The organism is Hahella sp. HNIBRBA332 (assembly GCF_030719035.1).
Classification (GTDB): domain Bacteria; phylum Pseudomonadota; class Gammaproteobacteria; order Pseudomonadales; family Oleiphilaceae; genus Hahella.
This window is the reverse complement of the sequence record NZ_CP132203.1, coordinates 6,800,247-6,812,471: the sequence shown is the minus strand read 5'-3', so window position 1 is coordinate 6,812,471 and position 12,225 is coordinate 6,800,247. Positions and strand designations below refer to the sequence as shown.

Annotated in this window: 11 protein-coding genes; 6 read left to right on the top strand and 5 right to left on the bottom strand. The window is 50.5% G+C overall.

Features of this window, described 5'->3' with window-relative positions; genetic code table 11:
- Genes O5O45_RS30300 through O5O45_RS30290 form a run of 3 tightly spaced genes read right to left on the bottom strand, consistent with a single transcriptional unit; the run spans position 1 to position 2,255 of the window.
- The gene (locus tag O5O45_RS30300; protein WP_305902985.1) at positions 1–618 is read right to left on the bottom strand and encodes a type IV pilus inner membrane component PilO; all 618 of its coding nucleotides are present in this window, start codon (positions 616–618) and stop codon (positions 1–3) included.
- Between the two features lie 3 nt (positions 619–621).
- Positions 622–1,191: a PilN domain-containing protein gene (locus O5O45_RS30295; RefSeq protein WP_305902984.1), complete on the bottom strand. Its 570-nt coding sequence runs from the start codon at positions 1,189–1,191 to the stop codon at positions 622–624.
- On the bottom strand, positions 1,191–2,255 hold the full coding sequence (locus O5O45_RS30290) for a pilus assembly protein PilM (RefSeq protein ID WP_216738677.1): 1,065 nt from the start codon (positions 2,253–2,255) through the stop codon (positions 1,191–1,193). The genes O5O45_RS30295 and O5O45_RS30290 overlap by 1 nt, the downstream gene beginning before the upstream one ends.
- Before the next feature lie 177 nt (positions 2,256–2,432).
- On the opposite strand from O5O45_RS30290, the gene O5O45_RS30285 reads away from it, so the two are divergent.
- Positions 2,433–4,844, top strand: coding sequence for a penicillin-binding protein 1A (locus O5O45_RS30285; RefSeq protein WP_305902983.1), 2,412 nt, complete (start codon positions 2,433–2,435; stop codon positions 4,842–4,844).
- Between the two features lie 60 nt (positions 4,845–4,904).
- On the opposite strand, the gene O5O45_RS30280 is transcribed toward O5O45_RS30285, so the two are convergent.
- Together O5O45_RS30280 and rpmE are read right to left on the bottom strand one after the other, a co-directional pair.
- The gene (locus O5O45_RS30280; RefSeq protein WP_305902982.1) at positions 4,905–6,176 is read right to left on the bottom strand and encodes a malic enzyme-like NAD(P)-binding protein; all 1,272 of its coding nucleotides are present in this window, start codon (positions 6,174–6,176) and stop codon (positions 4,905–4,907) included.
- Positions 6,177–6,416: 240 nt separating this feature from the next.
- Positions 6,417–6,635 carry a 50S ribosomal protein L31 gene (gene rpmE, locus O5O45_RS30275; RefSeq protein ID WP_305902981.1) on the bottom strand — a complete coding sequence of 73 codons (219 nt, stop codon included), beginning with the start codon at positions 6,633–6,635 and terminating at the stop codon, positions 6,417–6,419.
- A gap of 160 nt (positions 6,636–6,795) precedes the next feature.
- Between rpmE and O5O45_RS30270 the strand changes: the two genes are divergently transcribed.
- The 5 genes from O5O45_RS30270 (at position 6,796) to O5O45_RS30250 (ending at position 12,182) form a co-directional block, all read left to right on the top strand.
- The gene (locus O5O45_RS30270; protein ID WP_305902980.1) at positions 6,796–9,036 is read left to right on the top strand and encodes a primosomal protein N'; all 2,241 of its coding nucleotides are present in this window, start codon (positions 6,796–6,798) and stop codon (positions 9,034–9,036) included.
- Positions 9,037–9,304: 268 nt separating this feature from the next.
- Positions 9,305–9,748, top strand: coding sequence for an SPOR domain-containing protein (locus tag O5O45_RS30265; RefSeq protein ID WP_305902979.1), 444 nt, complete (start codon positions 9,305–9,307; stop codon positions 9,746–9,748).
- Positions 9,749–9,903: 155 nt separating this feature from the next.
- Positions 9,904–10,449, top strand: coding sequence for an ATP-dependent protease subunit HslV (gene hslV, locus O5O45_RS30260; RefSeq protein WP_371747906.1), 546 nt, complete (start codon positions 9,904–9,906; stop codon positions 10,447–10,449).
- Between the two features lie 15 nt (positions 10,450–10,464).
- The gene (gene hslU / locus O5O45_RS30255) at positions 10,465–11,793 is read left to right on the top strand and encodes an HslU--HslV peptidase ATPase subunit (RefSeq protein ID WP_305902978.1); all 1,329 of its coding nucleotides are present in this window, start codon (positions 10,465–10,467) and stop codon (positions 11,791–11,793) included.
- A gap of 23 nt (positions 11,794–11,816) precedes the next feature.
- The gene (locus tag O5O45_RS30250; protein ID WP_305902977.1) at positions 11,817–12,182 is read left to right on the top strand and encodes a gamma-butyrobetaine hydroxylase family protein; all 366 of its coding nucleotides are present in this window, start codon (positions 11,817–11,819) and stop codon (positions 12,180–12,182) included.
- Positions 12,183–12,225 lie beyond the last annotated feature (43 nt).

The window sequence follows — 12,225 nt, the reverse complement described above, 5'->3', positions numbered from 1 at the left end:
TCATTGTCTTGTCTCACCCCCATTGTAGCGGTATGTCTTAGCTTGAATTGCCATAGACAATGGACCTCCCTCTTTGTCAGCCTTAATTGTAAAATCGTGCAAAGTTACAATCCGAGAAAGTCCAGCCACTCCACTTACAAAAGAAGCCAAATCATGGTACCCACCATTGACCTTTATATCTATTGGAAGCTCGACATAAAACTCTTTTGATATTTCAGGCCTTAAATCAATAGACGCCAACTCCAATCCACTCAAAGAACCAATTGATGAAATATCTTCAAGTAAGCCTGGAACTTCAGTATCACTCGGTAACTGTTTGAGGAGATCTCCAAAAGTCTTCTCCATCTCGGCCATTTGAGCTTTATACTCCTCCAGATTCGAAACCTGCGCAGCTTTAGACTCAAACTGCCTTTTCAAATCCAACTCTTCCGCATGGCTTCTCTCCAGTTTTACATTAAGCTCTTTAATATCAAACCAATAAACAGCGCCTAAAACCAATGCGGAAACGATCAGGCAACAAATCACCTTTATCGGACCAGGCCACGAACCTGCATTATTAAAGTCCAAATCATTAAGGTTAAAGTCTTTCATACTCTCGAAGGTGTCAGCGATACTCATAAATCACGCCCCTCCTTCTTTTTTAGATTCATCTATCGGCGCTTCTTGCTTAATAGTCATATCAAAAGAACTCTTTGATTCATTATCCTGAAGCGCCTTAACAGAGGTAAGATTGGGCTCTTTAAACCAAGCCGACTCATCAAGCCTTCTCATTAGACTAGAAATTCTACTATTCGACTCACCCACTCCTTTTATCTCTAATACTTCACCAACCTTAGACAAGCTCGTAAAATAGACCCCATCCGGATTTGTCTTAACAAGTTCATCAAACACTCGGACGATAACAGGTCGCCGCCCCTGAAGGTCTTGGATAACTTTCATGCGCTCAATCAACTCCGCACGTCTTTTCTTAAGCTCCTGAATCTCTTTTATCTGCTTCTCTAGCTGAGCGATTTCATTACGAACGAAGTTATTACGCTGAACTTGGTATTCGATTGAGCCTTCAACGTAACGGTGCCAAAGAAAACCTGCGCCAGCGCTAATAATTAACATACCCAAAAGTACGGAAATAAACTGCTTCTGTCGCTCAGCTCGGAGCTCTTCCCGCCAGGGGCGGAGGTTAATACGCGCCATTAGTCAAAACTCCTCATTGCCAATCCGCACGCGATCATGAGGGAGGGTGCGTCATTACTTAATGCTGACGCATTAACCTTTGACGACACTGTCATGTCTGCAAATGGGTTAGCCACCAGCGTCGTGGTCCCTACCCGCTCTTGAACCAGTTCAGCGACACCAGGAATTGAGGCTGTTCCCCCCGCCAAAATGATGTAATCAACTTCATTAAACTGAGTAGACGAGAAAAAGAACTGCAGCGACCTGGCCACTTGCTGCACAACCGCCTCTTTGAAAGGATGCAAAACTTCCTGTTCGTAGTCATCCGGTAGGCCGCCTTGTTTTTTGGCCAACCCCGCTTCCTCTTGCGACAAACCGTATCGGCGCTGTATTTCTTCCGTTAGCTGCTTGCCGCCAAATAATTGTTCGCGCGTGTAGATAGTCTTGCCGTCTGATAACACACTCAGTGTGGTCATGGTGGCGCCGATATCCACAACAGCCACGGTTTGAGACTCATCACCCGTACCAAGCTGGGCTTCTATAAGCCCCATGGCTCGTTCCATAGCGTAAGCCTCGACATCCACCACTTTGGTGGTAAGGCCGCCGATCTCTAAAGCATCTTCACGCAGCTCAACGTTTTCCCGTCTGCACGCAGCCAAGAGAACGTCCATCATCTCTGCGTTGACTTCGTTTGGCCCCACCACCTCAAAGTCGAGAGCGACTTCGTCCAGAGGATAAGGGATATACTGGTCCGCTTCGATTTGAATTTGTGACTCCAGATCTTGCTCTCGAATTGACGAGCTCATCTGAATGACTTTGGTGATAACCGCTGAACCTGCGACTGCAACCGCAGCCTGCTTGGTGTTGACCCGAGCCTTGCTTACAACTCTTGAGATCACTTCACCCACTGCTTCGGCATCATTGATATTCTTTTCAACGACTGCGTTCGGCGGCAAAGGCTCCACGGCATAACTATCCACTCGATATCGACTGCCCTGCTGACTGAGTTCAATCAGCTTGACCGATGTAGAACTGATATCAAGCCCTAAAACCGGCTGTTTTTTCTTTCCAAATAGTCCAAACACAAAGTTGCCTTCTTATCGCACTACGGTTAAAAGGTTAAAGTCTGCTCTGAAAGCATAGCCAACATTCGAAGATTACTAAAATCTCCAGCGCAAAAAGCGTATAATCTGACTGTGTTATCCAAACCTAAAGAAATTTCTTAAATAATAGACATAGATTGTAAAGATGTCAGGAAAAACATGCGAAATTTTGTGAGGCTCTTACGATTTTTAAGTTGGATGTTCGCGGCGGGCCTCGCCGCCGGTATTGTTATTGCATCCAGCTTCTATCTTTTCTTATCACCCAACCTGCCTGATGTGGAGCAGTTAAGATCCGTCCAACTACAGACTCCACTGCGAATATATACCCGCGACCAGCAACTGTTAGGTGAATTTGGCGAAAAGCGAAGAACGCCTGTTTCCTACAATCAAATACCTACAAATCTTGTCAACGCCTTCCTTGCTGCGGAAGACTCCGCTTTTTTTGAACACCAAGGCGTTAATATAAAGAGCTTGGCGCGCGCTTCTTTGCAACTTGCCAGTACTGGCCGCATTCAGTCCGGCGGCAGTACGATTACAATGCAAGTCGCAAAAAACTTCTTTCTCAGTCAGGAACGCACTTTCGACCGAAAATTCAATGAGATACTTTTGGCTTTAAAGATTGAGCGCGAACTTGAAAAACCGGAAATACTTGAACTTTACCTAAACAAAATCTATCTAGGGAATAGGGCATATGGCATAGAGGCCGCAGCAAATGCTTATTATGGGAAGAGCATCAAAGAACTGACACTTGCTCAGGCAGCGATGATCGCCGGCCTTCCAAAAGCCCCGTCCAAATATAACCCTATCGCTTCGCCGGATCGGGCGCTAATCCGCAGAAACTGGATCCTAGGCCGCATGCAGGAGTTGGGAATGATTACTCCAGAGCAGCAGGCCGAGGCCCGCAAGGCTCCGGTCACCGCCAGCTATCATGGCGCCCAACCTGAGGCGGATGCGCCTTACGTAGCAGAAATGGCGCGCCAGGAAATTGTCAACCGGTTTGGCGTCGACGCCTATACCGATGGTTACAATGTCATTTTGACGATAGATAGTAAATTACAGAAAGAAGCAGACGCAGCCCTAAAGCGAGGGCTCGTCGAATATAGCGAGCGCCATGGCTACAAAGGCCCTGCTGGGCATATTGACGCGCCAGAGGGCGACGACGCATTTAATATTGTCGCTGAACGTTTAAAAGAGTTCCCCTCTGTTGGAGAGCTCAAACCCGCATGGGTCGTCGCCGTCACAGAGAAGAAGGCGACCCTGCTGATGTCCTCCGGCGACACCGCCACACTGGCCTGGGAAGGTATGGCCTGGGCGCGCAAGTACGTTCATGTTAACGAGCGCGGCGCTCCCCCCAAAAAAGCAGAAGATATATTCAAGCAAGGCGATGTCATTTATGTGAAGCCGCATGATGACAAACTGTTCCTCAGCCAGATCCCCAACGTTCAAGGCGCCGTAGTTTCACTAGCGCCAGAGGATGGAGCCATATTGGCGTTAACTGGCGGCTTTGACTTCTTTTTAAGCAAGTTCAATCGCGCCACTCAGGCATTGAGACAACCAGGCTCCAACTTCAAACCGTTTGTTTATCTGGCGGCTCTGGAGAATGGCGCCACCGCTTCGACTACAATAAATGACGCCCCCGTTGTTTTCGAAGACGCCAATCTGGAGGACTCATGGAGACCGCAAAACTCATCTTTGAATTTTAACGGCCCAATGAGATTGAGAAAGGCGCTTTATCAGTCTCGCAACCTTGTTTCGATACGTCTCCTGCAAAAGATAGGCATCGATACTACTGTCAACTTTCTTTCGCAAGTCGGATTTGAGGAAAGCCGCATCCCACGCAATCTCTCACTTGCCTTAGGATCGGTTGAATATACGCCAATGAATGTGGTGTCAGGGTACGCCGCCATCGCTAACGGTGGATATAAAGTAAGTCCCTACCTTATAGACAAGGTCATCGACTATAACGGCAAGGTTGTTTATCAAAGCAACCCGGCAGTGGCATGCAGCCAATGTGACAACAATAGAAAGACATCCTCCAGCAATGACCAACATCAGGCCAATATAGCGCCCCCCATTGCCGACCCTAGATCGGTCTACATATTAAATAGCATCCTGCAGGACGTTATTAAGCGCGGCACAGGAACCAAAGCCTTGTCTCTTGGCAGAAACGACCTAGCAGGCAAAACAGGCACAACTAATGACCAGGTCGACGCGTGGTTCTCCGGCTACAACGCCAACATTGCAACGACTGTTTGGGTGGGCTTTGATCAGCCTTCGACACTGGGTCGACGTGAATACGGAAGCCGCGCGGCGCTCCCCATATGGATCGACTTCATGGAAGAGGCGCTTAAGGACATGCCGGAAGCGCAGCTCAAACAGCCCCCCGGTATAGTCACGGTGAAAATTGACCCAGACACTGGCGAGCGTGCAGCACCGGGACAGGAGAATGCGATTTTCGAAATGTTTAAAGCGGAGGCGGCGCCACAGGTAGTGCGCCAAGACTCACCCACCTATGACGGCGGAAGTAGTGGCTCCAACGATACGCCACTCATGGAGATGATTTTTAATTAGCCCCCCTTCACGCCACAAAAAAGCCGCGCAATTGCGCGGCTTTTTATTCCTCAACTCAAATCATACAATTTTAATATCGTCGATTGAGTTCAATGGGTAGTGCTCGGGGTAAGGCAAACGAGCAACACCTGAGTCAACCGCCGCTCTGGCGACAGCCGCGCATACTTCCGTCAACAAACGAACGTCCATCGGTTTTGGGATGATATAGTTCTTGCCAAACTCGAATTGCTCACCGCCATATGCGTCAACAACATCCTGTGGTACAGGCTGTTTGGCCAGTTCACGGATAGCGTTCACTGCCGCGACTTTCATCTCTTCATTGATAGCAGTCGCACGCACATCCAGGGCTCCACGGAATATAAAAGGGAAACCCAGTACGTTGTTCACCTGATTCGGGTAATCGGAACGTCCTGTCGCCATGATCAAATCGTCACGAGCCGCCAACGCCAGCTCAGGCTTGATTTCCGGGTCGGGGTTGGAGCAAGCGAAAATCACCGGATTCGGGGCCATGCTCTTCAACATATCTACCGAAAGCAGATCTGGCCCTGAAAGGCCCACAAATACGTCTGCGCCCTCACAAGCGTCAGCCAGAGTGCGCTTGTCAGTATCCAAGGCAAACATAGCCTTGTATTGGTTAAGGTCATCACGACCGCTATGAATGACCCCTTTACGGTCAATCATATAGATATTTTCCGATTTCGCGCCGCAGCTAATCAAAAGCTTCATACAGGCTACCGCCGCAGCACCCGCACCCAGACACACAATTTTGGCCTCGCCAATTTGTTTGCCTTGCAGCTCCAGTGCATTCAGCATGCCCGCCGCTGTAACGATGGCCGTACCGTGCTGGTCGTCATGGAATACAGGGATAGAGCATTGCTCAATGAGAACTCTTTCTATCTCAAAACACTCCGGCGCCTTGATGTCTTCGAGGTTAATCCCCCCGAAGGTATCAGCGATACGAGCGACCGTATCGATAAACGCCTGTGGACTCTCCGCTTTGACTTCGATATCAAAAACATCGATTCCAGCGAAACGCTTGAACAGTACGCCTTTACCTTCCATGACAGGCTTGCTGGCCAAGGGCCCTAAATTACCCAGCCCAAGAATGGCCGTCCCATCAGATATCACTGCGACCAAATTCCCCTTATTGGTGTAGCGATATGCATTTTCCGCATCTTTGGCGATTTCGCGAACAGGCTCAGCTACGCCCGGGCTATAAGCCAGGGACAGATCACGAGAAGTCGCCGTAGGTTTGGTAATCTCAACACTCAACTTACCCGGGCGCGGTTGTGCATGATACTCCAGCGCCGCTTTTTTCAACTCGTCTGACATTGCTTTTATCCTACTCTCTAATGATGGGATTACCGTCGCCCAAAAGGCTAAACGAACCTCCACTTTTTTATATATTTTATATTGCCCGAAAGAACCGGAGGCACATTATTACGTGTTTAATTTCTGCGCTCAAGGGAAACCACGGCGGTTTCAGCGACTTAAGCCCTACTTGGGGCGACACAGGTCCAGAAAATAAAAAAGGCGCCAAAGGCGCCTTTTTTATTGTTGGGTGTTCCGAGATTAGCCGGCACGCCCCATGCGACCGCCGAAACGCTTTTTAAAGCGATCAATACGTCCGCCAGTATCCAGAACCTTCTGCTTACCAGTATAGAAAGGGTGGCAGCTGGAGCATACGTCAATGTGAATATTTTCACACAGAGTAGACTTGGTCTTGATAACATTACCGCAACTGCAGGTTGCAGTAATTTCTTTATATTCCGGGTGAATACCTTGCTTCATAACCTTACCTCGCTTAAAACCTGCCGCTACCCGAACCCTGAACTTGTCGGGCACCGCAATGTTAGGCAAACTAGCGCACAACCAATTTGGCCTGTGGAAAAGACGCGTGATCATACCAGATTGTGAACAATTCACAAGCATTAGATTCCTTTAATCTGAAATGTCAACCTCTTTCGTAGTAAGCGTAGCGCTGCCAGTCCCCCTCCGCCGACAATTTGACTATCTCCCGTCACAATCCACAGATCTCAGGAAAGACTACTCGCCGGGCACGCGAGTACAAGTTCCCTTCGGACGCAGGAGCCTGACTGGGGTTGTACTTGCCATTTCCAACGAATCAGAACTGCCAGTATCCCGGCTCAAACCCGTCGCCAAAATACTTGATCGCGCACCATTGATTCCGCCTGTCATCCTCCAGCTATGCCAGTGGGTCGCCGATTATTATCACGCCCCAATCGGCGAGGTCGTGTTAGCCTCCCTCCCTCCGCCGCTGCGCACGGCAAGCACTGATGCGCATATAATCAATTCTTTGCAGGAGACTTACTGGTCAGTTTCCTCGTTGGGTCTCACAGCAGGCAATGCAGATCACCTAATACGAGGCGCCAAGCAAAAGCAGTTGTGGAGCGTGCTCTCACAAAGAAAGTCCATGCTGCAAGGCGATATCACCGCCCAAGGATACTCTCTAACCCAATTGCGCGCCCTTGGAGAGAAAGGGCTGGTTCAATCGCATTCTTATATTCCTGGGGGGAATACCGCCACACCTCAAATTCTTGCGCCGCCGCTGCTCAACCGGGAACAACAGGATGCTCTCAACACGATCGTCTCTAAGCCAGACAGCTTCCGCACTATATTGTTGAACGGAGTCACCGGCAGCGGAAAAACAGAAGTCTATTTGGCCTGGATTGCACTCGCACTTACCCAACGCCCTGACAGTCAGTTTCTTGCTCTCGCGCCGGAGATATCACTCACCCCTCAGTTGAGACAACGCTTCGCTTCTCGCTTTGGCGACAAGGTGGCCGCTTACCACAGCGCTCTCACTGATAAAGAACGCATGCGTGTGTGGATAAATGTTCTGGAAGGTCGGACGCAAATAGTCATTGGCACCCGCTCTGCGGTGTTTCTCCCCTTCAATGATCTGGCCGGCATTATCGTGGATGAAGAGCACGACAGCTCATTTAAGCAGCAGGACGGCGCTCGCTATAACGCGAGAGACCTTGCCATATTGCGCGCCAAAGAGCACAGTTGCCCTATCGTATTGGGCTCCGCCACTCCCTCGCTTGAGTCACTCATGAATGCCCGCGGCAGGCGGTATGAGTCTATTTTATTGCGACAACGAGCCGTCAACGCCAACACGCCGAGCATCAGACTGCTGGATATTAAGAGCCGACCTCTGCATGGCGGAATATCCCCTCCTTTATTAGAAGAGATAAAACAGCATTTGGCTGAACAGCGCCAAGTCATGCTGTTCATCAATCGCCGAGGGTTCTCCCCTACATTAATGTGCGTCGAATGCGGGTGGCTGGCGGAGTGCCGGAATTGCGACGCACGTTTGACCTATCACATGAAAGCGGCCCAACTTCGTTGCCATCATTGTGATAGCACTTACCCACTCCCAACATGCTGCCCAAAGTGCAAACAAGACTCCATTAAAGCCGTCGGCGCCGGCACGGAGCGCACAGAGGAGTTCTTGGAAGCGACATTTCCCGATACGCCCGTCATTCGTATCGACCGCGACACGACTCAAACCAAGGGCAGTCTGCAGGACAAGCTCCACCAAATTCGCAGTAACGAGTCCTGTATCATTGTCGGCACTCAAATGTTAGCGAAGGGACATGACTTTCCTAACCTGGCATTGGTCGGAATTATTAACGCCGACAGTGGATTATTCAGCAGCGACTTCAGAGCGGCGGAAAAAACAGCGCAGCTGCTATTGCAGGTAGCGGGAAGAGCGGGGCGATCCACAGTGGAAGGTAAAGTCATCATTCAAACCTTGTTCCCGAGCCATCCTTTACTTCAGGCCATCGCCGCTCAGGATTACAACGCCATTTGCGAAGAAGAGCTGTTTATTCGCGAGTCCGGCAGGCTCCCCCCCTTCACTAGCATGGCCCTGATTCGAGCGGAAGCCCCCACGCTGGAGGCGGCGTTAGGAGGACTCTGGACGCTAAAAGAGTCTCTCATGGAGCTGCAGCAGGTTAATAGCGGTCTGCAGATTGAGATTCACGGCCCTTTCCCTAGCGTAATGCAGCGAAAGCAAAACCGCTTCCATGCAATCCTGTGGCTATTCGCTCCTCAAAAAGCGGAGTTGCGCCAGTTTCTGAAGCATTGGTTACGATATAACGAGGGAATAGCGACGCCCTCAAATTTTAGATGGTTGATTGACGTCGATCCGCTGGAAACGCTCTAGCATGCGGTTGCGAGTTGTTTCTGCGACATGGATAATGGCGAGTTTGACGAGGGTTGCGCCGAGAGAGCGGCTATCTCAGGATTATGCGCTGGAAAGCAAAACCTGCCTTTGTCGGACCTTTCACTGTATTAACAGACTGACTAATCTTAGGTAAATGAGTAAAAAAGCCGCTACAAAGCAACCTGAAAAGAAAATTTCACCTTGGGTTTGGTTTATCAACCTGGGTTTGGCTGCCGCCTTTCTCTATTTTTTGTTCTACTTGAATTCTGTGCCTGCAACCAAGTTAAATACAGGAATCCCCTCTTCCGCGACGGCGCAAACATCCAAGCCCAACTCATCCGCCAATGTCGCCAAAACAGAAGTCAAAGAGTCGGACGAGCCGCGCTTCAAGTTCTACGACATGCTTCCGGAAACGGAAGTGGTGGCCCCCAAAGTGGAAGCCTATACACCTAAAAAGTCCAACGAGGCGATTATCTATATGCTGCAAACAGGCTCTTTCAGAGAGTTTGACGATGCAGAAAAACAGCGGGCGACCATTGGATTTCAGGGCCTAAAAGCCCAGGTGGAAGAAGTGAAACTTTCCAATGAAAATGTTTGGTATCGAGTGCAGGTCGGCCCATTTTCGTCGCGCTCAAAGATGAACAGCGCCATGGACCGTTTGGTCGCCATCAACATTCAACCGTTGGTGAAGAAGCAAAAGCGGGAGAATTAATCCCGCCTCCTGTCCGTATTGCGCCGCGCTGCCAAGGCAATAGGCGCATCGCCTTGACTACGACTATTTTCTACTCACCTACTTCCTTGAAATAGCCGTCATCGGCTCCATATACCTTTCCTTACGGTTATTCATTCAATCGCCTGGAGAAAGGCATGACCACCATTGTTTCAGTCCGTAGAGACGGTAAGGTCGCCATGGGTGGCGACGGCCAGGTATCCCTGGGCAATACAGTTATGAAGGGGAACGCCCGCAAAGTGCGCCGCCTCTACCACAATAAAGTAATCGCCGGTTTCGCTGGTGGCACCGCTGACGCATTTACATTGTTTGAGCGTTTTGAAGCCCAGCTGGAAAAGCATCAGGGCAATCTCGTCAGAGCCGCCGTTGAACTCGCCAAAGACTGGCGAACCGATCGCGCCTTGCGCCGCCTGGAAGCCCTGCTGGCGGTTGCAGACAGCAAAGCTTCACTGATCATTACCGGCAACGGCGACGTAATAGAGCCGGAGAATAGCTTGATCGCCATTGGCTCCGGCGGCCCCTACGCCCAAGCTGCAGCGCGCGCACTACTCGAAAATACAGAGCTTGAAGCGACTGATATCGTTAAGAAGAGCCTGGCAATAGCGGGGGACATCTGCGTTTTCACTAACCAGAACCTGACGCTGGAAGAAATTGACGGGACTCAGACTCCCCCCACTGTGTAAGAGAAGGTTTAAACAATGTCGTCCATGACTCCCCGTGAAATAGTTCAGGAGCTAGACAAGCACATCATAGGACAAGACTCCGCCAAGCGTGCGGTTGCAATCGCACTGCGCAATCGCTGGCGTCGCATGCAGATCGATGAAGGCCTGCGTGAAGAAGTCACTCCCAAAAACATTCTGATGATCGGCCCTACCGGCGTAGGGAAGACTGAAATCGCCCGGCGTCTGGCCAAACTGGCTGATGCGCCATTTATAAAAGTAGAAGCCACCAAGTTTACAGAGGTGGGCTATGTCGGCCGCGACGTAGAGTCCATCATTCGTGATTTAGCGGATATGGCCATCAAGCTTCTACGCGAGAAAGAAATGACGAAAGTGGAGAACCGCGCGCTGGATGCCGCCGAAGAGCGTATTCTGGACGCCCTGCTTCCTCCCGCACGTTCATTCAACAGCGATGCGCCGGTGGAGAAAGAATCCGCCGCCCGCCAGGTATTTCGCAAGAAGCTGCGTGAAGGCACGCTGGATGACAAAGAAATAGACATTGAAATCAAGGCCACGCCGGTCGGTGTAGAGATCATGGCGCCTCCCGGCATGGAGGAAATGACCAGCCAGTTGCAAAGCATGTTCTCCAACATGAGCGGCGACCGGAAGCGCACCAAACGTATGAAAGTGGCGGAAGCCATGAAAAAGGTCAAAGACGAGGAAGCCGCCAAGCTGGTCAACGAGGAAGAAATCAAGCAACGCGCCCTGCGGGCGGTTGAGGAGAACGGGATTGTCTTTATTGATGAAATTGATAAGGTCGCCAAACGTTCCGAAACCAGCTCCGCCGACGTATCCCGGGAAGGCGTACAGAGAGACCTGTTGCCGCTGATCGAAGGCTGCACCGTCAGCACTAAATTCGGCATGCTGAAGACAGACCATATCCTCTTCATCGCTTCAGGCGCGTTCCATCTCGCCAAGCCTTCAGATCTGATTCCAGAGCTTCAGGGGCGTTTGCCCATTCGCGTGGAACTGGATGCGTTATCGCCCAGCGACTTCCAACGTATTCTGACCGAACCGAATGCTTCGCTTACTGAGCAATATGTCGCCCTGATGAAAACCGAAGGTGTGGACATCAGCTTCAGTGAAGGCGCCATCCAGCGCATCGCGGAGATCGCCTGGAAGGTAAATGAGAAAACTGAGAATATCGGCGCCAGAAGGCTGCACACCGTTATGGAAAAGCTGCTTGAAGAAGTCTCCTTCGCGGCGGGCGATAAAATCAGAGATAGCTTTGAGGTCACCGCTGAATATGTCGATGAGTGTCTGGGAGAACTGTCGGAAGACGAAGACCTCAGCCGGTATATTCTCTAATATTTCCACAGGAAACAGCATTAATGTCTGCCACTCAGGCCCCTATTCCACGGCGAATCCAACTCCATCAGCGCTCGGCTACGCTTGAGTTAAGTTATAGCGAAGCGGAAACCTACGTGTTGGAAGCGGAATTTTTACGTGTACTCTCGCCTTCTGCGGAAGTGCGAGGGCATGGGGGCAAGGGTGCGGTGTTACAGACCGGCAAACGCCTTGTGCGCATTGATGGCGTAGAGGCCGCAGGCAATTACGCATTAAAGCTGACATTTAGCGACGGCCATGATAGTGGTATTTATTCCTGGCCATATCTATATGACTTGTGCCAAAACAAAGAGCGTTACTGGGAAGGTTACCTCACCCAACTACAGGCCGCCGGAAGCTCAAGAGATTAACCCCCGAATCCCTGCCTGCTTTATTGACAGACAAATAGCGCGA